This is a genomic window from uncultured Draconibacterium sp. (genome assembly GCF_913063105.1).
GTDB lineage: Bacteria > Bacteroidota > Bacteroidia > Bacteroidales > Prolixibacteraceae > Draconibacterium.
In genome coordinates, this window is record NZ_CAJXYQ010000008.1 from 177516 (window position 1) to 200544 (window position 23029).

Genomic DNA, 23029 nt, shown 5'->3' on the forward strand with positions numbered 1-23029 from the left:
AAAATCATGAAAAACCTAAATTTTAACCATTTTATTATAATTGTACTTCTGGGTTTGTTGCCTGTGCTTTCAAAATCGCAGGAGAGAACAATTAAAGGCCTGGTAACTACTTTCGATAGTATCCCGCTAATAAATGCCGGGGTAAAAGTTTTAAGTTCGAAACAAATTACTCTTACTGATACTTTTGGTCGTTTTGAAGTTACCTGCGCTGAAAATGATAAGCTAAAAGTAAGTGCCAACGGTTTTGTTTCCAGAAAAGTTAAGATTGATGAGAAAGCCAAATTGGCTTTGGTTAATTTGAGTTTTAAATCGGGTATTAAAAATGTAGAAATTGCCGCCGGCTATGGGCACATAAGCGATAGAGACAAACTTTTTGCTGTGTCATCACTACAAAACAAACAAGATAATTTTTCCGATTACTCGAATATGTATGACCTAATTCGAGGCATATCAGCTGGTGTTGAAGTAGTAGGCAAAGAAATTACAATACGTGGCGAACATTCAATCAACAGTTCAAGTGTTCTTATTGTAGTTGATGGAGTTGTGAGTGATTCAGATGAACTCGACAGGTTAATGCCATATGATGTTAAAAGTATTGATATATTAAAAGATGGTGCTGCTGCAATTTATGGTAGCAGAGGAGCAGCTGGTGTTATACTTATCACCACTAAAAAAGGAGGAGATTAAATTTTTATTAGCTTTAAAGTTGTCATAAATTATTTAAACCAATAACGTAAATTATGTACTTAAAGAAACTTATACACTGCCTTTAAACAATGGACCTAATCATTTACACGGTGGTCCCAAGGGATTTCATAACCAGGTTTGGGAGGTGAAATCGGCAAGCGAAACTTCAATTGTGCTTACTTATTTATCGAAAGATGGTGAAATGGGCTATCCCGGGGATTTGAATGTTGAAGTTGCGTACGAACTTACTGTTAAGAATGAAGTGGTAATGAAATACAAAGCCACTACCAATAAAGCCACTCCGGTAAACCTTACCAATCACGCTTTCTTTAATTTAGGTGGCGAGGCCAACGGAACCATAAATGACCATATTTTAACCTTGAATGCAGATAAGTACACTGCCGTTGATGAAACATTAATTCCACTAGGTGAAAACGTAACGGTTGAGGGAACGCCATTCGATTTCAGAAAAGGAAAAGCAGTTGGCAAAGATTTAGACCAACAGGAAAGTAACCAGCAACTTATAAACAGCATGGGCTACGACCATAATTTTGAGTTGAACAAAGGAAATGGCGGAATGACATTCGCGGCTACAGTAATTTCACCCAAAAGTGGTGTGAAAATGGAGGTATTCACTGAAGAACCGGGAATTTAGTTTTACGGTGGTAATTTTTTCGATGGCTCCGATACTGGCAAGCTTGGAAAAACATTCAATTACCGTGAGTCGTTTGCTTTGGAAACCCAGCATTTTCCAGATTCGCCTAACCAGAAAGCGTTTCCATCAATAATTTTAAAGCCTGGGAAGACGTATAAAACGAAGTCGGTTTATAAGTTTGATGTTGATAATTAGTTTTTGTGAGATTTATCATTAAGAATTTTTTTGCTTATACAATTGTCATAAGTAAAAGTTTAAATCCTTATTGTCCTATAATTTTTATACATAAATACGCCTTTTGACACCCATTTCAGGGTTGACTTAAGAGTACTTGTTTGGAGTATTTACCAATATTTGGTATTTTTGGAAAAAACATTGAAAATGAAAAATACTTCAATATCACTAGGCAATTATTTTGACCAATTTGTACAGACGCAGGTTTCTGCTGGACGATATAAAAATGTTAGCGAAGTTATTCGTGCAGGTCTTAGGCTTTTAGAAAATGAGGAAAGTAAAGCTATTGCCCTAAGAAATGCTATTCAGGAAGGAATTGATAGTGGAATTGCACACGATTTTGACCCCCAAAAGAATCTTGAGCAATTGAAAGCCAAAAGGAAAAGGAATGGCTAAATACAAATTGACCAATAAAGCTGTTGAAGACTTAAATGAAATTTGGGATTACACATTTGATACCTGGTCCGAATACCAAGCTGACAAATACTATGAAATGTTAATTAGCAGCTGCCAAGACATTGCCAATAATCCCGAACTCGGTAAAAACTATGTTGGAATAACTTCAGAATTGTTTGGGTTAAAAGTAAACCGACACATTATTTTTTATCGCAAATCAAGTGATAACCCGATTGAGATAACAAGAATTCTGCACGAACAAATGGACTTAAAGAGTAGAATAACAGAATAAAAGTACGCTCAATAATAAAGATTCTGATTAGATGCAATGCCCATATCCCAAACACTCCTCTTGTATTTTAATCGTATGTTAAGTCGCGGTCAGGGCAAAATCTATTGTATCCCGTATTCGTCTACTGCTCGATATGGTATCTGTCTTTATGTTAATCTTGACTCCATTTGTTTCGGCAAGAGGAACTTTGTATTTGGAGTAAGGATTTTTCTTAATCAAATCCATAGAAACAGCTAAGTTAAGCACACGCCTTGTATGTTTATGATAGTTCCAGGCTGTGTTCTGATGGACCTTGTACTCTTTCTTTAGGAAAACATCAAAGGCTTCAAGAAATTTGTAATCAACTTTCTCTAGAGGATAATCCTTTCTCGTGCATATTCTTCAAGTAGTAGTCAAATACTTTTAGAATACCTTCGCAGTCATCGATGTTTCGTATCCTATTTTTAATGGTAATTACATCGAAATCTTCTCCTGAAGATTTTAGTAAATTGTAATGATCCTGAATCTCATTTTGAATCTTACTCAATCTGTTACTCAGGATTTGGGCTCTTTCATTTCTTCCGCTGAAATGTTGTCCGGATTCATCCCATTTATCAGGATGACAATAAATACCTGTAGAAAGCTAAACGCGTTTGGAATCTAACGTAAATCTTACATAAACTGGAATTTCTCCATTAATTTTCTGTCTCGCTTTTTTCACAATAAAGTTAATAGTCAATCTCATCTTTTTTCATTTTTAAGGTTAAAGAAAAAATTGGTCTCGATTGTAGCTTAAAAATACCCTTTTATGGGCTCGTTTTCAAGATCAAATAGAGTCAGTCCATGTCAATTTAAATTTTGAAATAGAGAGACTTATGAGAGTTGCCGAGACTAGTTTGTTGTAAAAAAGTAGTGGTCTCGGTAAAGTCTCGTTTAGAATGACTTTTTTTGTGCTTTTTTGATTCCTGTGGAAAACAAAAAAGCACTTAAATATTGATTTTAAGTGCTTTTTATTTTGTTTGGATTTCTCCTGGTGCCCAGTAAAGGACTCGAACCTTCACGCCCTTGCGAGCACTAGTCCCTGAAACTAGCGTGTCTACCAATTCCACCAACTGGGCTATTCACGGGGTGTTCAGGGCAAATAACTAGTATTTATTGGTGGTTGCTTTTAAGATGAAGAAGTCTTTATTGTTTCACAAATTTGACTGAAAACAGTGAAATGTTTCACAAATATTTCACAAATGAATGTAAAATTTTATGCCAGAGAGGGAAAAATTGATGCTCGTATTCAAATCTGCTTGATCCATGACCGCACACACACATTAAAAGTCACAACGAAACATACTATCCCCAAAAATGCGTGGGATAAATCGAATCAGCAAGTCAAGGAGATTTTTGAGGGAGCGGATCAGCTGAATGAAATGCTATTACAAAAGAAACTTGAGGTATTAAAACAGTACAGAACTCTTCACCAACAGGGTGTGACTGAATGGACTGATCTATCACACCGTCTAAAATCTTTTATAAAAACGGGTAAAACAGAGTACCATTCAGTAAAAAGTCAGGAGCTGCATATGTATATGGGGGAGGCGATTAATCGTTTTCTGAAAGCGAGAGAGGTGGAGTATAAGCCCGAAACGAATCGGAAGTACGAAGTCTTAGCTATTGTCTGGAATCATTTCGAAACACATTTAAAACGTCAAGTATCACTGAATAAGCTTTCCTATACTGATATGGAAGAATTTAGATTGTACCTGATCAAAGAAAGGAAGAACCGAAACGATACGGTCTATAAAATGTTAGCAGCGTTAAAATGTGTGCTTCGTTGGCTGATTCAAAACGATTACTCGATCAATCCTAAATGTTTAGAATTAGGGCAGAAAGTAAAAGTGAAAAATGAGATCGTTACTCTTTCTGAGAAGGAACTTAAACAACTTCAGAAGGTAAAATTAAAGAAGGAACTTAAGCCGATTCGAGACTGCTTTTTATTCCAAGTATTTACTGGACAACGTTATTCGGATATGCAGCAGCTTTCGCCAGATCAGATAAACAATAATAATTGGGAGTTCCAGTCGGTAAAAACAGGCAAGGACATGCTTGTTCCATTAGTCGGGTGGGGGAGTACTGCATATAATGTAGCAAGTGTTCATCAGTTTTGCTTCCCTAAGTACGTTCCGCAGTATTTTAACAGGGCAATAAAAACGATTTGCAGAGAGGCAGGTATTACAGAGATGGTAAAACTTAAAAGATACAGTGGAGGTAAGACAATAACAATAAATAAACCTAAATGTGATCTTATATCAAGTCATACTGCCAGAAGAACGTGCGTAAGTCTATTGCTTGAAAAAGGAGTCCCACCAACAGTGGTAATGAAGCTTACTGGACATTCGAGTATCCAGACTATGATGCGTTATGAACGAACAACAAATGATTCATTGATACAGGCGTTCACGTCGGTAAAATAGGGACATGTATTAATACATATAAATGCAAAATTGTTTTTTCACACTAAGACGATAAATGTTAGGAACTCTTGTTGCAATTCTTTTATCCCCTCTGCCATATTAGGTAATTTTGAGTATGAGTAAAATCAAAACAGAGAATCGCAAGATTGAACCAGCGAATAAGAGCGAAAGTAATCCTTATGTTTTAGTACGGATAGCACTGGATTGGGTCAGGTCACTGAGTCCCACTTTTGCAATAGAAAATTTGGATTGTGTCGATGCTATTGTTCCACCTTCACACTGGAGAGATTAATTTTTATATAAAAAATAATAGATAAGTATGGACGAGTATTTTGTATTAAACGAGGAAGAAAAAACACATCGTGTAACACGTCAAGAAGACTGGGAGTTCTGGGCGTATGTGGAATCTATGGAGAATCAGAGAAATATGATGTTCCCTTTAATGTACGGCGAAAATTTTCTTAGGGCGGAAGGAGTAAGAGTATGAGTAAACTAATTAATTGGAAGATGCCTTTCGAGGAGGAGCAAGTTAAAATGGAGGAACTTACAAAGTTTGAGAAAAAAATGATTCATAGCCTAATGTGTATTGGGATGACATGGGAACAGGCTTTTAATGAAGTGGCTAATATTGTAAATAAAGATACTCAACTAGTTCCGTCATAAACAAACATTGCCATGTAAGTGTATATGCGGGAATTCTATTCAGGATTCCCGTTTCTATTTATTAAGAGCGATATTGCGCAATTATCATAATAGCTACTTCTTACGTTTAAATATTCTTAATAAGTCACTTTAACAATAAAAAGCATTTAGAGACTGTCAGTTTGATGAACCAATACAGACAGTTTTTCTTTTACTTGCAAATTATTTTTGACAAATACTGACAATACATTTTCAAGGCAAAAGTCGGATACTACAATCTTTCTGGATGTTCATCACTATGAGATAAGCTCTTTGTCAGGATACCAATTAAACTTAGTCGTATGTTAATTGAATGTTAAGTGCGGGCGATCTATAATTCGAAGAGTTTGGATATAGAAGGAAATACAATTAAAGCATACCAAGTTTCAGTATCTCAAAATGATTACCAACCACTTTGTCATCAATATATTATATAGATCTTCTATCTTGCTGGTATATTGTAGAATAGGGTGTTGTTGTGGGGTGTTTTTCTCTTTGTTTTTTAAATAACTGTTAGTACACTTGCACCCAAAATAAGTCGAGCTATGTCGAAAAATGGATATATAAATTTCCCCTTGCATTTTCTAACAGGTCTTCTCGAAGATCCCCAAAGAGAAGCAACCCGAATAATTGATTATGGAATTATCAGTTTTATTAATCAGCAACCCAAGATGGGCTTAGGCGAATTGGTTAAAAAAGTGCTATTCATGTATTATAACAATAAGCCTTTTTTGGTCGATGACGTTGAAGAACAGTTGGATGTATTTTACGGGGAAGAAGAAAACCCCGATAGTAGCTACCATGGCAGATTTGATTTCGATGAAAATTATAACGGGTTTACGAACGACGAGGGGAAGTTTCTGCCAACCGAGTTAGATGAGATGGTTAAAATTATTGAAAATGATAATCAACTAGAACGATTATTTCGTAAAAACGAACGATTGTTCACATACAATTATGCTCAGCATTTTCTAAAGTTCTCAGGGGGGGATTTACAGGATACAGAGAATTCGTATAATGATCTAAGAAATAAAATTGATTTTTTCGAAAGAATATACGGTACAGATGCTTATGCCAGTGTTAAGTTGAGTCTTCTTTTTGAAGTGTTTAAAGGGCGATTTCCTCTTCACGAGTTTTTGTTTCTATCCGCAGCAAAATCAATAATAGGTAAAAGAAATTTTAATGCCACCAACAAAAATATTGTGGTAATGCGAGCCTGTGGTGCAAAAAACAAAGAAGTCTTTAATCAGATAAAGAAGAATCCAAAGGTTCATGAGTTCTGTGAGCAGTATTCTAAGCGTTTTCAGTTCGATAAAATTATGAACTCGCTGACAAGAAAAAAGCAATTAGTGAAAATAAGCGATTATCGTCATATATATCTGTCCTCGTCATTGGATCATGAAGAACTACTCATCCGTATTTCTGAACGAAAAAGAGAATATAAAAAACCTATCAGCGATGAAAGAGAGGCAGGTAGGAAATTAAGGGATCAGATTCGAGGATCAAATGATTGATCATATTTCTGTGCATCTGAACAACATCTGAACAACATCTGAACAACATCCTTATACGATGTTTATAACAAAGAATGCTTATAGAGAAGAATGACTGTAGATAATAGCTACTGCATAAATGCAGGTGGAGAGGTTTATGGAAGAACTGAAATGTTACCCAATGGATATGCAAATTAAACTATATACTAGTTTTCCTACATGAACTCCTTCCACTCGGATACTTCGTCCTTCGCTTCTTGGAAAGAACTTCCGCTTGCCAACAGTCTTTCGATTGCGCTTTGGTCTGATGTTGGCATTTCGCTTAATTCTTTCTGTTGTTCTGGTGTCAATTCGTATCTGTTTTCCATGGCTGTCTTCTTCAATATATAGTTTTGTTCGTGACTTCGATAGCTATTCTTTGCTCTACTTTGTTATTAAAAGGCTACATAAACGCCTCCCATCGATCCAACTCATCCTTTGCCTCCTGAAACGAATTGCCGTCTGCCATTAGTCTTTCGATTACGTCCTGATCAGAGACTGGCATTGCTTCAAGTTCCTTCTGCTGCTCAGAAGTGAGTTTATATTTCTTGCCTTGCCCATTGTTGTTGTTATTGCTCATGATATGATGAAGATAGTAAAAATTGCCTTCTACCAACAATTGTATCTTGTAAGTGTCCTTTAATCCGAACCTTGCACTGTACAATTACGTTATTTATAATGGATGGTCGTTCAGACCGTCTGTGTGTTTGGGGGTTAACATTAAAAAGGGCAGTTATTGAGCTGCCCTTTCTTCGTTTAACGGTGTATACTACAACTCCCTATGCAGTTCGTTAAATCGCTCCATAGCAGCGTAAGGATTGCTATAGGTCTGTATTTCGCTTAAAGTAGGTTCTTCCCACGGGTAAAGCTCACGCATATCTTTTCGGTTGCTGCCGATTACATAGCGATCTATAATCTCATAATGCTTTATTCGGGTGTTCATATTGGTAACTTCGTACAGATACCAGTGTACGCCTGTATGATACCTGTAGTATTTACATCCGTCCTTTGCTTCCTGTCCCATAAAGTTACTTGGAAGCATTCTTGGCTTTGGCGATCCCATTGAAGCAATTGCCTCATGCCAAGCATCACGTTTAACGTAAAATCCATCGTTCATAATATCAAAAATTAGCTGTTAAGATTTGTTTTTGGTGTAATGTGTCGTCTACTTGACGATCGTGCCTAAACACGCTGTTTGCTACCCCATAGGGAAGCAGATTAGCCACAATGTAATGACGGTGTGCCTATTCCAGTTCAACCATCTTGTTAAACGCCTCATCTTAGCTTCGGAAAGTCCATGCCCATTTGCCGAATGATTTTGCACTGGGGTAAATTTCTCGATTGTCTGGTTTATAGGTTTTGCGTAAAAACACTTCGTAATGAACCTTCTTAACGTCGGGGTGACTAACTTCATAGATGTACGCTTTTGTGGTTTTGTTTAGTTGTTTGAAGTTAAAGCTTTTTACTTCTCCTTTGCCTTCAAATAAAGTTCGTAGGAGGGTTAATTGTTTCATAAAAATATTTGTTAAGTTTTATGAAAGTAAAGTTATCATATGCCGCCTGAGCGTTAGCGGTATCGTACCATGAATAGGCGGTATTATACCGACAACCTTACGGTAACTTGGGGAAAGGTAGAGTAAAAATAAATACTCCAGTTCGTTTGCGGAACAGTCTCGAATAGAAATAGACAAGGCATGGAGTATTGGAACTGTCTCAAAAAGAGATGTCTATCAAGGAGAAGAAAACGAGTCCGACAAAGCTTGGATAAGTTATTTAGGTTGTCTGTTTGGTTTTGCCTCAATTGGATTTTTTTCAAACTTAACACGTAAATTATCTAGTATCTTCTTTTCCAGTTTCATTTCCAGTTCAGCAAGTTTTATCTTGAACTTGACCTGATCTTTCTGGGGTTCAGCGTAGATCTTGTCGAAAGATTGCATTATGAATGTCATTATCCTTTCTGAGTCGTCTTGGCTAGTGAAACGATCGAGTCCAATTAGCAACTCAATATGATGGTTAATTTCCATCGCCAACGTGGTTTTAAAACTATACTGTTCAAACAACATGCGTTCTTTGTTATATTGCTTTGTAGAAAAATACAGATAATATACGAGAGGAGACAGAATAAGAAACCTAATATAAAAGTTAATATCAACCGTACTGTTAAGATTCCATTCGTTCAGCCATAACTGACATGCATAAAGAATGAATAGGCTTAATAGTAACACCAATGAAACTCCGAATACGAACTTTCGCCATCTTCGCTGTGCTTTTTCATGTTGATTTCTGCGGTTTTCGAACTCTCCGCTTAATCCTGTTTTATGAGCTATGTTGTATATCTTTTCTATGCTGTCGAGTCTTTCTTTTGATTTTGTTTCGTAATCCTCAATCATTCCATAAAGCTTTGTCGAATCAGCGTTGAGTTTGTCTATGTTACGCCTCTTTTGTTTGGAACTGCTTAGCTCACTTTCGATATTTGAGTGGGCAGTCTTAACTTTGTCTTCAATGTCGCTTATTCTTTGTTTTATAGCTTCAATAGATGATTTGCTTCTTTTTGTGTGAGATAGAATTCCTTCAATCTCACGGGAAATATGCTTGAGTTTCGTAACCTCCTTTTTGAGTTCAGTGGTTATTGTTTTTATCTGATCATATTTCTTTGAACATTCATCTTTTACTGTGCTAATTTCTTTCTGAGCTTTTTGCGCAAGTTCTAGTGTTTTTTTTAAGCCTGTTTCAGGATCTTCCACCTTTTCCTTAAGAGGTAAGTATTTGGAGGAGTAATACCGATTCGCATCATATAATAGCTTTGTTAGATCGGCTTTCTTTTCATTAAACGAACGCATGGACTTATCCATAGTTCCTTTTAATCGGTTCAATTTTGTGAGATTGGTTTTGAACTCAGTATCCTTTTTCAAAACCGAAGAGTTGAGCCTCCCAATGTGATTTTGTAATACTTGAGCATTTTGAACAATGTCTTGTATTTCCTGAACTAAATTGGATGCAATCTCCTTTTTTCGTTTAAGAGTGTCTTCTGTTGTCATAGGGATAGGTTTAATTAAACAATGCGATAAGAGTTATTGGTGTTCCTATATAAATATTCGGTGCTAAGTAATTGACAAAATGGTCGTTAAAGTTAATTAATCATAATTGAAATCAAAGAATAAGTTCTAACTTTTTTACAATCACTTCTTTTGAATACTCTTTTTGTCAAGTTGTAATTATGGGCTTTTATTTAATCAACTCTTCCCGTTAACTGGATAATTTTTCTACATTTATACACCTCAATTTTTAATAATTATGTAAATATACTACGACCCTATGTCCGAAGACCAGAAGAAATTACTCCAGAGGCAGTTATGGAACATTGCTGATGAACTGCGTGGAAAAATGAATGCTGATGAGTTCCGTGACTATATGCTCGGATTCATCTTTTATAAATACCTGAGTGAACGAATGCACCAGTATGCCAACGAAATCCTCAAAGAGGACGGTATTCTGTTTGAGCATATCGATGAGGCTACAAAAGATGGACAAGAGATACTGGAAGCTGTAAAAGAAGAAGCCATTGAACATCTGGGGTACTTCCTTAAGCCTTCTGAACTGTTCGAAGCACTTGTGGCTCGTGGAAAGGGTAATGGTAAAAGCAAGTTTATTCTGGATGACCTGACTACAATATTGCGCCATATCGAGCAGAGTACCATGGGTACGGAAAGCGAAGACGACTTCGATAACCTGTTCGAAGACCTCGACCTTACCTCATCGAAACTGGGTAAAACCGAATCAGCTAAAAACGAACTGATCGTAAAGGTGCTTACCCACTTAAACGCCATCGACTTTGGCATTAACGATACCGAATCAGATATACTGGGCGATGCCTACGAATACCTCATCGGGCAGTTTGCCAGCGGTGCGGGTAAAAAGGCAGGTGAGTTCTATACCCCGCAACAGGTGTCTACCATCCTTGCCAAAGTCGTTACAATGGACAAGGAAAAACTCCGCAATGTTTACGATCCTACCTGTGGATCGGGTTCGTTACTGTTACGGGTGGCTCGTGAGATGAAGTCGGAACTGGAGTTCTACGGACAGGAAATGAACCGTACAACGTACAACCTTGCCCGAATGAACATGATCCTACATGGGGTACACTACCTTAACTTCGATATCAGGCAGGAAGATACATTGGAACATCCGCAACACAGTGAAATGCGTTTTGAGGCTGTGGTGGCTAATCCTCCGTTCTCGGCTAAGTGGAGTGCCAATCCGCTGCTGATGTCTGACGACCGCTTTAGCCAATACGGTAAACTTGCTCCATCGAGTAAAGCCGATTTTGCATTTATTCAGCATATGATCCACCAACTTGCCGATAACGGGACTATGGCGGTGGTAATGCCACATGGGGTGCTATTCCGTGGTGCAGCCGAAGGACACATCCGTAAATACCTTATCGAAGACAAAAACTACCTCGATGCCGTAATTGGCTTACCCGCCAACATCTTTTACGGCACGAGTATCCCTACCTGTATTCTGGTGTTTAAAAAGTGTCGTGAGATGGATGACAACATATTGTTTATCGATTCCAGTCAGCATTTCGAAAAGGTAAAGAACCAGAACTACCTGCGTACTGAAGATATTGAACGCATTGTATACACCTACAGCAGCCGTGAAACCATAGACAAGTATAGTTATGCTGCCACGCTCGATGAGGTACGTGAGAACGACTACAATCTCAATATCCCCCGTTACGTGGATACTTTCGAGGAGGAAGAACCAGTTGATCTGGAAGCTGTTTCTGATGAATTAAAAGCACTGGAAAGCGACATGAAAACCACTGACGATACCATTACTGTCTTCTGTCGCCAGTTAAAAATCTCAACCCCGTTTTAGCAGGATGAAGGAAGAGCGAAAAATACCAGAGTTACGGTTTCCTGAGTTTGAAGGGGCATGGGATAATGAAAAAATCGGTAAAATCTTTTCTGTTTCAGCTGGAGGAGATGTGCCGAAGGAAAATGTGAGCGAAGTAAAGACGGAAGAATTTAAATATCCAATTTATGCTAATGCTGAAAAAGGGAAAGGCTTTTATGCTTACTCAGACATTTTTAAGGTCGAAGCAGGAGTTGTTACAGTTGCAGGGCGAGGGGTAAATATTGGTATTGCTCATGCAAGGGATCACAGGTTTTATCCCATTGTAAGGTTGCTCGTATTGAAGCCAAAACAACAAGAGAACATATACTTCTTTGAACATTCAATCAATAATCTGAACCTTTACATCGAAAGTACTGGAGTGCCACAATTAACCGCACCTCAGATTTCATCATACAGGTTGTCCTATCCCTCCCTCCCAGAGCAACAAAAAATAGCCACCTTTCTTACCGCTGTAGACGACAAGATTCAGCAACTCACCCGCAAGAAGTCGCTGTTGGAGGACTACAAAAAAGGCGTGATGCAGCAAATCTTTTCGCAGCAGATTCGCTTTAAAGCTGACAATGGTTCGAATTTTCCCGAGTGGGAGGAGAAAAAATTGGATTCAATTGTTTCAAAAATTACAAACGGGATCAGTCTTGACCAAAACTCTGAACAGATAGGATATAGGGTGACCAGAATTGAAACAATTTCTGACGGGACAATTAATTTGGCAAAAGTTGGCTATGTCGATACCCAAAAAGACATTTCCAGTTATCGTTTATTAGAAGGCGATTTGTTGTTTAGCAACATAAACAGTGTTGCCCATATTGGTAAAATAGTCCGTGTGGATAGTGATTTCAATTTATATCACGGGATGAATCTGCTCAATATTCGAGTGGATAAAGCATTCGATAATCAGTTCATATATTACCAACTTTCACGCAAACAGATGAAGAACTATTTCGAAAGGATATGTAACCGTGCAGTGAATCAGGCAAGCATAAATCAGACAGACCTTAAGAAAACAATTGTTTTGTGTCCCTGCCTCGAAGAGCAGCATAAAATAGCCGACTTTTTATCGGCACTCGATACTAAAATTGAACAGGTAAACACCCAACTGGAGCAGACCAAAACATTTAAGAAGGGACTGTTGCAGAAGATGTTTGTGTAAAAAAAGTAAGAAATGGATGATATAAAACAAGTAGTAAAAGAAAAGGTAGGTGTCGTTATCTCTGAACTTGGAGAGGACAAACTGAAACATAGTGTCATGCCCCTGCCACCAGTTTATTATGTTGTCTTCACTAGTGGTAAAATAGAGATGCGAACAAAGGATGATTTCCTGACTAATAATGATTACTCAATGGCAATTATATTTCCCCGTATAAGTTATAAGCCAAACTCACAAAAGATGGAAACATTTCTGAAGGCGATCACAGTCAATAGTTATAAGGAGGTTCAAGTTGGCACAATTAATATGGGAAATTGGACGTGGTCTTTTTTTAATCAGGATTTAAGGAGAAAACCATTGCCTCTCGAAATCAGGATTGAAAACCGTGAAATTGATTTTGACAAAAGAATTTTTCAGATTTATCAGGACAATTTTCACTTGCAACTTAGGTTACTTGTCTCCGTGCTTTCCTGCAGAAGAAAGGACGAAGCAGAATTTATTCTTAGCTTTTATGACAAGGAGATAGAGATTGGGAAATTGTATGAAAAAATAAAGTCGCAAAATAGAATTCTGGATAAACTACCGCTTGGAGCAGACCAAAACCTTTAAGAAGGGACTGTTGCAGAAGATGTTTGTGTAAAAATAAATATGGAAGCCTTTATCAAAATAGTTGAAAGTATACAAACAGAGCAACCAAACATTAATCCAACCGAAATTTATAACGAAGGATGGATGACAAGGTTATTGGTTCATTATTCAATTAAACACCAGATCAATGTGGTTAACCTAGACTTTAGTATGATAAAAAACTGGACATCAGAGGCTTTAATGTCCAGTCCTTTCATACTAGAGGTGGCTCAGCCATACCGTGAAGGGTACACCCATGCTGATGTTGCACTCGGTGACTTTAATGTCGACTACGAGGTTCGAGGAGAGATTGATATTCCTAACGATGCTAGGGTATTCGGGATAATTGAGGCAAAAATGAAGAGTAATCTTAGTGCTGGGACAACCTATGTGAAAGACTATAATCAGGCGAGTAGGAATATTGCTTGTATAGCCCACAACACAAGAGCCTCCGATTGCAAAATATTTTTTGTAGTTGTTATTCCCGAACAAATGAAAGAAAAACATGGTATTGTCCCTAAAGTCGATAAAACTTTCGTCTACAATCAAATTCAATCCCGTTTTGAACTTTATGATGAGAATCATGAGGTTCGTGTTAATGAGTCAGCCGTTTTAAGTAAGGTGAAAAAATGTGAGATAATCGTGCTAACGTATGAAGATTGGATATCGACATTTACAGATTCGCAATCCAGAGAATTTCTATCTGATTTTTACGAGAAATGTCGAAAATATAATCGGCTAAAATAGATACTGAATGATCGAAACCAGAAAAATAACCGACCTTTTACAGGGAACAAAAAACATTATAAAACATCAGCGGGAGATAGAAAAGCTGAAGGGTGAAAGTTTCAACGTGTTTTCCATCCTTAAAATGGAGAGCAAGGAAAACGAAACACACTCTGCTTTTCTGGCTGAACTGCTTGATCCGAAAGGTTCGCATCTTAAAGGTGACACTTTTTTGCGCCTGTTTCTGGAGATAATCGGAGACACTAGCATTGATCCGAGCCAAGCTAAGGTTAAAGTGGAGCATTACTGCGGAGAACGTAACGACAAGGCAAAAACAGGGGGCAGAATCGATATCTTTATCTGGAATGAAGGTGGCAACAGTATCTCAATTGAGAACAAGATTTATGCAGGAGATCAGTATGCTCAAATTGAACGATACCGTAATTACCGATTAAGCAGAAAATCAACAAACACGGTTTATTACCTAACATTATTCGGAGATCAACCTTCAAAAGACAGTAAAGGGAAACTGCAAGATGGAAAAGGGTTTCACTGCCTTTCATACCAGACTGATATACAGGAATGGCTAAAACGGAGTATGAAAGAAGCAGCAGAAGAACCGATTTTAAGAGAATCAATAAAGCAATACCTTATATTGGTAAAAAACCTTACTTCAACCATGGACAAAGAAAAAGAAACAGAGTTACACAAGTTGATGCTCAAGTATTACGAAGAAGCATCGTTTATTGAAGCAAACTTTGAAAAAGCTAAAAATGTTATTTACCAACAAGTGCGGCAAAAAGTAATAATAGCACTTCAATCAGAACTGAAAAAGCTAAATTTCCCATACAATGTAGTTGAAGGTAATGCCATCGAGGAAAAACACGCAGAAGTGTTCATTAAGCCAGTGAACCATCCCTCAACTACATTACGTTTTGGAGTCGAGTCTTTCAGTGGGAATGGTCACAAAAAAGGACAAATATTCGTAGGGATAAAAAATCAAGGAGGAGGTAAAAATTTATTTACAGAGTTGAATAAAAGCAGAACCAAATATGCAAACTACTGGATAAACCCGCAGGTGATCCGAAATGAAAACGATTCACCAATTAATTTGAGAAACAATAAATTGATTTATCGACTGAGTTCTGTCGATGGATTTATGGATGAATTTGCTGCACAGATAGTTAAGGAAGTCGTTCGCTACATGAAGGATGAATCTACTGCATTATTGGAATATTTAAACAAAAACTAATGACCCGACAACCTGAACAAATACTGGAAGAGAACCTTATCACGCAGCTTGCAGGTATGCGCTATCAGCGTGTAACCATTAACGATGAGGCTGATCTGTTGGTAAACCTGAAGGAGCAACTGGAGAAGCATAATGGAGTTCAGTTAACCGATAAGGAGTTTGCACAAGTGCTGAACCACCTCGACAAGGGGAACGTATTCGAAAAAGCCAAAATCCTGCGGGATAAAATGCAGCTTACTAAAGAGGACGGTGATTCCGTTTATCTGGAGTTTATTAACATGGATCAGTGGTGTAAAAATACCTTCCAAGTCACCAATCAGGTAACAGTGGAAGGTAGCTACAAAAACCGCTACGATGTAACCATCCTCATCAACGGCTTGCCACTGGTACAAATAGAACTTAAACGAAGGGGACTGGAACTGAAGGAAGCTTTTAATCAGATTAACCGCTACCAGAAACACTCCTACTGGGCGGGGCATGCCTTGTTTCAATATGTTCAGGTGTTTGTGATCAGCAATGGCGAGAATACAAAGTACTACGCTAATAATAAACGACAGACCTTTAAACAGACATTCTACTGGAGCGATGTAAACAATAAGCGCATTTCACAGCTAAGTAAGTTTGTCGAAGAATTCCTTGAGCCTTGCCATCTGGCTAAAATGATCACCCGTTATGTGGTGATGAATGAAGCCTACAAGATATTAATGGTGCTGCGTCCTTACCAGTATTTCGCAACAGAAGCATTGATTGATCGGGTAAAGAACAGTACTAATAATGCTTATGTCTGGCATACCACAGGATCGGGTAAAACACTGACCTCGTTTAAAGCCAGTCAGGTGATCATGAACCTCCCGCAAGTGGATAAGGTGGTGTTCGTAGTCGACCGAAAAGACCTCGACTACCAGACAAGCAAGGAGTTCAACGCTTTCTCTAAGGGCAGTGTGGATAGCACTGACAACACCAAAAAACTGGTAGAACAGTTTACCGATGGTACGCAACTGATCGTTACCACCATCCAGAAGCTGAATAACGCTATTAGCAAGAAGAACTACCTGTACCGCATGGAGAAGATGAAGGACAAACGGATCATCTTTATATTCGATGAGTGCCACCGTAGCCAGTTTGGCGACACCCATCAGAAGATCGTAAAGTTCTTTACCAATCACCAGTTATTCGGATTTACGGGTACGCCTATCTTTGCCGAGAATGCCTATAGCAAAAACTCGGTGAAACATACCACCAAAGAACTGTTTGGCGAGTGCATCCATAAATATGTGATCACTGATGCCATTAAGGATGAAAACGTGCTAAAGTTCTCTGTGGAATACATTGGCAGGTACAGAGAGAAGCAGAGCGGAGATACTCTTGCCGACATCGAGGTGGAAGGCATCGACATAAAGGAACTGATGGACTCGGAGCAGCGTCTGGAGAAGATCACCGATTATATCCTCAGCCTTCACAATCGTAAGACGCATTCCCGCACGTTTACGGGTATGTTTTGTGTGAGCAGCATTGATACCCTCATCCGTTACTACGAACTGTTTAAACAGCGGAAAAACGATGGGAAACACAATCTGAAGATTGCCACCGTATTTTCCTATGGCGTAAACGAAGACGACAAGGATGCTACTGGTCTTTATGAGGAAGAACTGCCGATTGCAGCCGAGGGATTCCAGAAATACAACAAACATAGTCGGGAGAAACTGGATGAATACATTGGCGACTACAACCAGATGTTCGGAATGAACTTCTCTACCAGAGATACCCAAAGCTTCTACAACTATTACAACGATATTTCAAAACGAGTGAAAGCACAACAGATCGACATTCTGTTGGTTGTAAATATGTTCTTAACGGGATTCGATAGTCCCACACTGAATACGCTATATGTCGATAAGAATCTGAAGTATCACGGGCTGATTCAGGCATATTCTCGTACCAACCGTATTCTTACCGAGCAAAAGTCGCAGGGGAACATTGTTTGCTTTCGTAACCTTAAAAACGCCACTGATGATGCTATTGCACTGTTCTCGAATAAGGATGCCAAGGAAGTGATCCTGCTGCAACCGTACGAGGAGTATGTACGCAAGTTCAATATTGCTTTTGCTGAACTGTTGAAGATTGCACCAACCACTGCCAGTGTGGATGAATTGCCAAGTGAGGACGAGGAACTGGAGTTTATCAAGGCTTTTCGGGAATTGATGAGGCTAAAGAATGTGTTGTCCAGTTTTGTGGAGTTCAGCTTTGATGATCTGGCAATGAACGAGCAAACTTTCGAAAACTACAAAAGCAAGTACCTCGATCTTTGGCAGAAGGTAAAATCCGATACCAGTAAGGAGAAAGACTCCATCCTCGATGACGTGGACTTCGAATTGGAACTGATCCATCGTGACGAGATAAATGTAGCCTACATCCTTAAGTTACTTGCCCAAATGAAGGATGCAAGTAAAGCCGATCAGGAACGCCAGAAGAAGCAAATTCTGGAGCATCTTACAGGAGAAGCCAAACTACGAAGCAAGAAGGAACTGATCGAAAAATTCATACAGGAAAATCTTCCACACATCGAAGATGCAGACGACATCCCCGAAGCCTTCGAAGTATTCTGGAAGAACGAACAAAAGATAGCATTTGACACCATTTGCAGGGAGGAACACCTTGTACCTGTTAAACTACAAGATGTGATCGAGAACTACCTGTATACAGAGCGGAAACCACTACGGGAAGATATTGTCGGCACATTAGAAACAAAACCAAAAATACGAGACCGCAAAACCATCATAGAACGTGTTACAAGCCGCATCTATGGCTTCGTGGATACTTTTGTTAGTGGTATGGCGGGGTAGTACCTAAAAATGACAACTTATGGTAATTCTTAAAAGGATAATTATAGCCTCGATATTTGTTCTAATTGGATTAGGATTTATCTTTTTGTTTACGATGATGTACGTGAATGTTGTAAATGATGACCTATATGGTAGAATGATTGAAACGAAAAGATTTTGTGACGATAGTTTTGATGTTAAAACAGATTACGTCACAGTAAGATTTATTATCCACAATATTCATGAACAAGAAAATGCAGTTGATGCATCATTACTAATCTTTACTACAGGACAAAAAATAAACCATGATTTGAAGGAAGGCAAGTTCTCTATTACAGCAGATGTGAGAGATGGGTACGGGTATGCTCCTTTTGGGCAGTATCACAAAATAGTACTCGATTCAAGTGTGGTCGATAAGAACGTCAAGACATCTAATTTAATCAGTGAATCAGAAAACTTTTTGTTTCCTATTGCCAATAGTGTCGATGGATTCCCTTATGACGATGTATTGATATATCCACGTGTCAGCGTAAATTATTCTGGAACGCCATCCGAAAAGTATAAACTAAATACTGAAGTACAGAAAATGATGACGGGGCGACAACTTGAAGTTAGCTGCAAATCTCCCAGAATTGCAACTCTCAGTCGAACACCAATAGAAAAAATGTTCATTGTTTCCTCATCTGTTATTTTTCTGGTTTTAGCAATACTAGTCGGGATTAGCCTCATTTTGACAAAAACAGGATTAAGTAGGACTGAGGAACTATTGGCAATCGCAACATATTTGATGGCTACAGCAGGATTTCGTGAACTTATTGGTTTTTCACGAGATACAGGCATTAGTGCGCTTGAAGTGGCAGTGCTTGGAATACCTTTAGCTCTTGTATTCACTGCAATATTCATATCCTTTTTTAGAGGAAAATGGAAAAAGTCAAATCAATAACCTCATTATAAAGAACTACGCATTAATTAACTTTACAGCCTACAAAATAAACCTTAGTCATCTTTTGTTATTTTACTCGTTAATCTCTAGTTTTATAGTCAATTATAAACCAGAAGCGTTTCACAAATGTTTCACAAATTTGGTGGATAAAGTTCTTTTTGTTTTGTAAGTGATTGGTATACAATAAAAAAGGAGAGCTAAATTAACTCTCCTTTGTGCCCAGTAAAGGACTCGAACCTTCACGCCCTTGCGAGCACTAGTCCCTGAAACTAGCGTGTCTACCAATTCCACCAACTGGGCTATTCTGTTAAGAACATTCCAAATTTTTAAAGAAGCCAGGCTTCAAATTTGGTCGTGCAAATATAAAAAAAATCCGCCTTCTTGTTCATTAAAAGGCGGATTTAAATGAAATCAATTATTTCTTACAACATCTTAATCTGATCTTCGGCCGTAATTTTTTCGCAGTACCTGCATTTTAGGGCAATTGGGTCGGTTTTAATAACCTTAAAACACGTTGTTATTACTTCGTGGTTGGTAATGCATTTGGGATTAAAACATTTGGCAATCCCTTTAATTCGTTCCGGGATTTCCACAATTTTCTTTTCGGCCACTTCGTAATCTTTAATAATGTTTAATTTGGCGTGTGGCGCGATCAATGCTATTTTATTTATTTCATAATCTTCAAAAAATTTGTCGGAAACTTTAATAATGGCTTTTGCTCCTAATTTGGCACTATCCAGGTTGGTCCCGAAAGTAATTTGGTTCTCAATTTTATCCAATCCTAAAATTGATATAACCTTAAATAAATTTTTTGCAGGAATATGGTCGATTACTGTACCGTCTTTAATGGCACTAACTTTTAATTTTAGTTTCTTTTTCATGTTGTCTTTCATTTCCATGGTAACATTATTTAAGGTTCATTACATGAGAAATAATTGCTTCGCGCGTAAAAACGCCATTTAATGCCTGTTCAAAATAGTAGGCTTTATCGCTGCTATCTACATCGGTTGCGATTTCGTTAACACGTGGCAGCGGATGCAAAACCCTCACATTCGGCTTTGTGTTTTCCAGCATGGCCTTGTTCAGAATATAGATATCTTTAACCTTTTCATACTCAATAGGATCTGAAAAGCGTTCTTTCTGAACCCGTGTCATATAAATAATATCTGCTGCTGAAATAATATCGGTAAATTCTTCGTGTTCAAAATAACGAATTCCTCTTTCTTCAAGATGGTGTTTGTATGCTCGTGGCATTTGCAAACTCTCGGGCGAGATAAAATTGAATATCGGATTTTCGAATACCGACATCGCTTGCAGCAGCGAATGTACGGTACGTCCGAACTTAAGGTCGCCAACCATAAAAAGGTTAAGGTTGTCTAAAGTACCCTGGGTTTTTAATATCGAATATAAATCGAGCAGGGTTTGGGTTGGATGCTGATTGGCACCGTCTCCGGCGTTTATTACCGGAACGCTTGATACCTCTGCAGCATAACGAGCAGCACCTTCAAGTGGGTGACGCATCACAATAATGTCGGCATAGTTGCTCACCATTTTAATGGTATCGTGCAATGTTTCGCCTTTTGTTGCACTTGAACTATCCGGATCAGCAAACCCAACAATACGTCCCCCCAAACGATTGATGGCTGTTTCGAAACTTAGTCGTGTTCTTGTTGATGGTTCAAAAAAAAGGGATGCAACAACTTTCCCTTTTAAGAGATCCTGGTTCGGATTTTCTTCGAAATCCGCCGCCAGCTCCATAATTCTCAGATATTCTTCTTTCGAGAAATCTGTAATTGAAATCAAATCTTTTTTCATCTTATTAAAATTGTTTGTTTTCTTTTTGCAATAAGATGGAACTCCTCCCTTTCAGAAGGGAGTTGTTTCATTGCCTTAAATATTAAATCTCGTAATGTATTTCTGTATAAAAAAAGAAGACCAACATTTCGGAAAATAAAATGTTGGTCTTCAATAATTTGAAAAAAAGTAGAACCTTTTTTGCGGAAAAAAACGATTGCTTTAAAAAATCGCTTCATGCAACTATGGGAAAAAGAAACCCTCTTAATGAGGAAAATAGAGCCTCGCTTAAGAAAGTTATAAAGGAATATCACGCGTTGCATCATGTTTCAAAAATAAGGTCTTAAATAACGTTTGTCAAAAATAGAATTGTGTACTTATTAGCATTTTATTAACACAGGGTACAAATTAATTTAACCTTGTGATTTTAACGCCATAAAGTTCGTTAAAAATGTCGAAAGCTTTGTTGCCTTCTGATTTGCGTGCTTTAAAAACCAAACGGCAGCTTTCCTGAAAATCAGTTTCTTCGATATCAAAATTTTCAACTTTTAATTTATTCATTACCGTGTTAAGCATGGCGTATTCAAACTTCAGTTCAAATGCAATTTCTATTAGTTTAGTTATAATTTCGGCATTGTTGAGTGCTTCAATTGTGGCATTACGGTAGGCATTTATAAGTCCGCTAACACCCAGCAAGGTACCTCCAAAATAGCGCACAACCACTACCAGTATATTGGTTATTTCGTGGCTTTGCAATTGCCCTAGAATTGGTTTTCCGGCCGTTGATGAAGGTTCTCCATCGTCGTTAGCCCTGGTTCTGATAGTCTCAGTTCCCAGTCGCCATGCGTAGCAATGGTGGCGCGCACTATGGTGTTCTTTTTTTAAGGCTGTAATAATATCTTTAACTGCATCTTCGTTTGTTAACGGATAGGCGTAGGCGTAAAATTTGCTGCCTTTATCTTTAAAGTAGCCGGTGCTTTCTTTCTCAATTGTTTTATAAATATCCTCCATTACAGTAAAAAATATAAACTTATGAGGGCTAATACTACACCCAAATAATTAATTCTACTTAGTTTTACTTTAAAAAGTAATGTTCCCAGCAATGTAGTTAATGCTACAATGGCCATGTTGTTTAGTGCAAAAACCAGCGAACTTTCCAATCCTGAATGGTTGAGTGCCTTTATAATAAAGAATAGGGAACCAAAATTTACTCCCCCCAAAAAAGTGCCCAGAATAATGGTCATGTAATTAAAAGGCTGGTTGCGGTTCTTTTTAAAAAGCTTGAGTATTAATCCACAAATAAAAGCAACGATAAACACGCAAATCGTATACAACGACACATCTGTTTCTGAAAGTTTTACTGCCTGAACATATTTTACAATGGAATCGATAAGTCCGCTTCCTAAAAATATGGATAGTGGTAAAGCAATAAACAAGAGATTGGTTTTATTAATTTCTTTTTTGTAAACAGTTAGGCCAATTGCAATTAATGCGGTAACAATACCTCCAACCTTAAGTATTGATATTTGCTCGTTAAAATAAAACAGCGAAAAGGCTACCGGAAATACCAGCGAAAGTTTATTGGCAAGTGTGGTAACCGTAATTCCGGCTTTCTGAGATGAATAACCGATTAGATAAAACATGGCGATGAAGAGGATGCCCAGAATAAGTGCATAAGCAAGCCATGCGGGTGGTTCATTTAGGTTTAAGCCATTGGAAAAAGGCCTAAAAAGCAATAAGCCGAGGGCACTGGCTGCCAAATAATTGAGTGTTATTAACGAATGCATATTGCACCTGTAATTTTTTGCAATTCGAAAAATTACATAAATCAGCGAGGAGGAAATTATGCATGCGACAAGGTAAATCATCCGGGCAAA

Annotated in this window: 21 protein-coding genes, 2 tRNA genes and 1 pseudogene; 13 read left to right on the top strand and 11 right to left on the bottom strand. The window is 38.0% G+C overall.

What is annotated here, in order from left to right; genetic code table 11:
- The first annotated feature begins 6 nt into the window (after positions 1–6).
- From QZ574_RS10385 to QZ574_RS10400, 4 genes and pseudogenes are all read left to right on the top strand, one after another.
- Positions 7–687, top strand: coding sequence for a TonB-dependent receptor plug domain-containing protein (locus QZ574_RS10385; protein WP_297089417.1), 681 nt, complete (start codon positions 7–9; stop codon positions 685–687).
- A 76-nt stretch (positions 688–763) separates the two neighbouring features.
- Positions 764–1537 (top strand): annotated as a pseudogene (locus tag QZ574_RS10390) (aldose epimerase family protein).
- 186 nt (positions 1538–1723) lie between these two features.
- A complete protein-coding gene (locus QZ574_RS10395; protein WP_297089418.1) occupies positions 1724–1972 on the top strand; it encodes a type II toxin-antitoxin system ParD family antitoxin in 249 nt (82 codons plus the stop codon).
- Positions 1965–2264 (top strand): type II toxin-antitoxin system RelE/ParE family toxin, encoded by a 300-nt coding sequence (locus QZ574_RS10400; RefSeq protein WP_297089419.1) that lies wholly within the window; start codon positions 1965–1967, stop codon positions 2262–2264. The genes QZ574_RS10395 and QZ574_RS10400 overlap by 8 nt, the downstream gene beginning before the upstream one ends.
- A 78-nt stretch (positions 2265–2342) precedes the next feature.
- Here QZ574_RS10400 and QZ574_RS19445 read toward each other — a convergent pair whose 3' ends face one another.
- The 3 genes from QZ574_RS19445 to QZ574_RS10405 all read right to left on the bottom strand — a co-directional run bounded on the left by QZ574_RS19445 (position 2343) and on the right by QZ574_RS10405 (position 3361).
- Complete coding sequence (locus QZ574_RS19445; protein ID WP_363313946.1) at positions 2343–2642, bottom strand: phage integrase SAM-like domain-containing protein; 300 nt, start codon at positions 2640–2642, stop codon at positions 2343–2345.
- Entirely contained in the window at positions 2605–2874 is a 270-nt protein-coding gene (locus tag QZ574_RS19450; RefSeq protein ID WP_363313948.1) for a hypothetical protein, read from the bottom strand. The genes QZ574_RS19445 and QZ574_RS19450 overlap by 38 nt, the downstream gene beginning before the upstream one ends.
- A 400-nt stretch (positions 2875–3274) precedes the next feature.
- Positions 3275–3361, bottom strand: a tRNA-Leu gene (locus QZ574_RS10405).
- A gap of 123 nt (positions 3362–3484) precedes the next feature.
- On the opposite strand from QZ574_RS10405, the gene QZ574_RS10410 reads away from it, so the two are divergent.
- Both QZ574_RS10410 and QZ574_RS10415 read left to right on the top strand, forming a co-directional pair.
- Positions 3485–4708 (top strand): tyrosine-type recombinase/integrase, encoded by a 1224-nt coding sequence (locus QZ574_RS10410; protein ID WP_297089420.1) that lies wholly within the window; start codon positions 3485–3487, stop codon positions 4706–4708.
- Between the two features lie 1226 nt (positions 4709–5934).
- Positions 5935–6903: a hypothetical protein gene (locus QZ574_RS10415; protein ID WP_297089421.1), complete on the top strand. Its 969-nt coding sequence runs from the start codon at positions 5935–5937 to the stop codon at positions 6901–6903.
- Positions 6904–7690: 787 nt separating this feature from the next.
- Here the strand turns inward: QZ574_RS10415 and QZ574_RS10420 are convergent.
- The 3 genes from QZ574_RS10420 to QZ574_RS10430 form a co-directional block, all read right to left on the bottom strand.
- The gene (locus tag QZ574_RS10420) at positions 7691–7963 is read right to left on the bottom strand and encodes a hypothetical protein (RefSeq protein WP_297089422.1); all 273 of its coding nucleotides are present in this window, start codon (positions 7961–7963) and stop codon (positions 7691–7693) included.
- A gap of 238 nt (positions 7964–8201) precedes the next feature.
- Complete coding sequence (locus tag QZ574_RS10425; RefSeq protein ID WP_297089423.1) at positions 8202–8435, bottom strand: hypothetical protein; 234 nt, start codon at positions 8433–8435, stop codon at positions 8202–8204.
- A 255-nt stretch (positions 8436–8690) separates the two neighbouring features.
- Positions 8691–9959, bottom strand: a complete 1269-nt coding sequence (locus tag QZ574_RS10430) for a hypothetical protein (RefSeq protein ID WP_297089424.1) — start codon at positions 9957–9959, stop codon at positions 8691–8693.
- Between the two features lie 277 nt (positions 9960–10236).
- Between QZ574_RS10430 and QZ574_RS10435 the strand changes: the two genes are divergently transcribed.
- Genes QZ574_RS10435 through QZ574_RS10465 form a run of 7 tightly spaced genes read left to right on the top strand, consistent with a single transcriptional unit; the run spans position 10237 to position 19358 of the window.
- On the top strand, positions 10237–11802 hold the full coding sequence (locus QZ574_RS10435; protein ID WP_297089425.1) for a type I restriction-modification system subunit M: 1566 nt from the start codon (positions 10237–10239) through the stop codon (positions 11800–11802).
- 4 nt (positions 11803–11806) lie between these two features.
- Positions 11807–12991, top strand: a complete 1185-nt coding sequence (locus tag QZ574_RS10440; RefSeq protein ID WP_297089426.1) for a restriction endonuclease subunit S — start codon at positions 11807–11809, stop codon at positions 12989–12991.
- A gap of 12 nt (positions 12992–13003) precedes the next feature.
- Positions 13004–13597 carry a hypothetical protein gene (locus QZ574_RS10445; RefSeq protein ID WP_297089427.1) on the top strand — a complete coding sequence of 198 codons (594 nt, stop codon included), beginning with the start codon at positions 13004–13006 and terminating at the stop codon, positions 13595–13597.
- A 39-nt stretch (positions 13598–13636) separates the two neighbouring features.
- Entirely contained in the window at positions 13637–14362 is a 726-nt protein-coding gene (locus QZ574_RS10450) for a hypothetical protein (protein WP_297089428.1), read from the top strand.
- Positions 14363–14369: 7 nt separating this feature from the next.
- The gene (locus QZ574_RS10455) at positions 14370–15593 is read left to right on the top strand and encodes a PD-(D/E)XK nuclease family protein (protein WP_297089429.1); all 1224 of its coding nucleotides are present in this window, start codon (positions 14370–14372) and stop codon (positions 15591–15593) included.
- Positions 15593–18436, top strand: coding sequence for a type I restriction endonuclease subunit R (locus tag QZ574_RS10460; protein WP_297089430.1), 2844 nt, complete (start codon positions 15593–15595; stop codon positions 18434–18436). Before QZ574_RS10455 ends, QZ574_RS10460 begins: the two co-directional genes overlap by 1 nt.
- 19 nt (positions 18437–18455) lie before the next feature.
- On the top strand, positions 18456–19358 hold the full coding sequence (locus QZ574_RS10465; protein ID WP_297089431.1) for a hypothetical protein: 903 nt from the start codon (positions 18456–18458) through the stop codon (positions 19356–19358).
- Between the two features lie 216 nt (positions 19359–19574).
- Here the strand turns inward: QZ574_RS10465 and QZ574_RS10470 are convergent.
- The 5 genes from QZ574_RS10470 to QZ574_RS10490 form a co-directional block, all read right to left on the bottom strand.
- Positions 19575–19658, bottom strand: a tRNA-Leu gene (locus tag QZ574_RS10470).
- Positions 19659–19780: 122 nt separating this feature from the next.
- Positions 19781–20257 carry an aspartate carbamoyltransferase regulatory subunit gene (gene pyrI / locus QZ574_RS10475; RefSeq protein ID WP_297089432.1) on the bottom strand — a complete coding sequence of 159 codons (477 nt, stop codon included), beginning with the start codon at positions 20255–20257 and terminating at the stop codon, positions 19781–19783.
- Between the two features lie 7 nt (positions 20258–20264).
- The gene (gene pyrB / locus QZ574_RS10480; RefSeq protein ID WP_297089433.1) at positions 20265–21173 is read right to left on the bottom strand and encodes an aspartate carbamoyltransferase; all 909 of its coding nucleotides are present in this window, start codon (positions 21171–21173) and stop codon (positions 20265–20267) included.
- 387 nt (positions 21174–21560) lie between these two features.
- The gene (locus tag QZ574_RS10485; RefSeq protein WP_297089434.1) at positions 21561–22163 is read right to left on the bottom strand and encodes a YigZ family protein; all 603 of its coding nucleotides are present in this window, start codon (positions 22161–22163) and stop codon (positions 21561–21563) included.
- Positions 22163–23020, bottom strand: a complete 858-nt coding sequence (locus tag QZ574_RS10490) for an EamA family transporter (RefSeq protein WP_297089435.1) — start codon at positions 23018–23020, stop codon at positions 22163–22165. The genes QZ574_RS10485 and QZ574_RS10490 overlap by 1 nt, the downstream gene beginning before the upstream one ends.
- Positions 23021–23029: the final 9 nt, after the last annotated feature.

What these genes read in the sequence shown, in the direction of transcription:
- QZ574_RS10445 (WP_297089427.1), top strand. Translation starts at nt 13,004, where the DNA reads ATGGATGATATAAAACAAGTAGTAAAAGAAAAGGTAGGTGTCGTTATC.
- QZ574_RS10465 (WP_297089431.1), top strand. Translation starts at nt 18,456, where the DNA reads ATGGTAATTCTTAAAAGGATAATTATAGCCTCGATATTTGTTCTAATT.
- QZ574_RS10420 (WP_297089422.1), bottom strand. Translation starts at nt 7,963, where the DNA reads ATGCTTCCAAGTAACTTTATGGGACAGGAAGCAAAGGACGGATGTAAA.
- pyrI (WP_297089432.1), bottom strand. Translation starts at nt 20,257, where the DNA reads ATGGAAATGAAAGACAACATGAAAAAGAAACTAAAATTAAAAGTTAGT.
- QZ574_RS10485 (WP_297089434.1), bottom strand. Translation starts at nt 22,163, where the DNA reads ATGGAGGATATTTATAAAACAATTGAGAAAGAAAGCACCGGCTACTTT.
- QZ574_RS10455 (WP_297089429.1), top strand. Translation starts at nt 14,370, where the DNA reads ATGATCGAAACCAGAAAAATAACCGACCTTTTACAGGGAACAAAAAAC.
- QZ574_RS10425 (WP_297089423.1), bottom strand. Translation starts at nt 8,435, where the DNA reads ATGAAACAATTAACCCTCCTACGAACTTTATTTGAAGGCAAAGGAGAA.
- QZ574_RS10435 (WP_297089425.1), top strand. Translation starts at nt 10,237, where the DNA reads ATGTCCGAAGACCAGAAGAAATTACTCCAGAGGCAGTTATGGAACATT.
- QZ574_RS10430 (WP_297089424.1), bottom strand. Translation starts at nt 9,959, where the DNA reads ATGACAACAGAAGACACTCTTAAACGAAAAAAGGAGATTGCATCCAAT.
- pyrB (WP_297089433.1), bottom strand. Translation starts at nt 21,173, where the DNA reads ATGAAAAAAGATTTGATTTCAATTACAGATTTCTCGAAAGAAGAATAT.
- QZ574_RS10460 (WP_297089430.1), top strand. Translation starts at nt 15,593, where the DNA reads ATGACCCGACAACCTGAACAAATACTGGAAGAGAACCTTATCACGCAG.
- QZ574_RS10415 (WP_297089421.1), top strand. Translation starts at nt 5,935, where the DNA reads ATGTCGAAAAATGGATATATAAATTTCCCCTTGCATTTTCTAACAGGT.
- QZ574_RS10490 (WP_297089435.1), bottom strand. Translation starts at nt 23,020, where the DNA reads ATGATTTACCTTGTCGCATGCATAATTTCCTCCTCGCTGATTTATGTA.
- QZ574_RS10450 (WP_297089428.1), top strand. Translation starts at nt 13,637, where the DNA reads ATGGAAGCCTTTATCAAAATAGTTGAAAGTATACAAACAGAGCAACCA.
- QZ574_RS10440 (WP_297089426.1), top strand. Translation starts at nt 11,807, where the DNA reads ATGAAGGAAGAGCGAAAAATACCAGAGTTACGGTTTCCTGAGTTTGAA.
- QZ574_RS10395 (WP_297089418.1), top strand. Translation starts at nt 1,724, where the DNA reads ATGAAAAATACTTCAATATCACTAGGCAATTATTTTGACCAATTTGTA.
- QZ574_RS10400 (WP_297089419.1), top strand. Translation starts at nt 1,965, where the DNA reads ATGGCTAAATACAAATTGACCAATAAAGCTGTTGAAGACTTAAATGAA.
- QZ574_RS10385 (WP_297089417.1), top strand. Translation starts at nt 7, where the DNA reads ATGAAAAACCTAAATTTTAACCATTTTATTATAATTGTACTTCTGGGT.
- QZ574_RS10410 (WP_297089420.1), top strand. Translation starts at nt 3,485, where the DNA reads ATGAATGTAAAATTTTATGCCAGAGAGGGAAAAATTGATGCTCGTATT.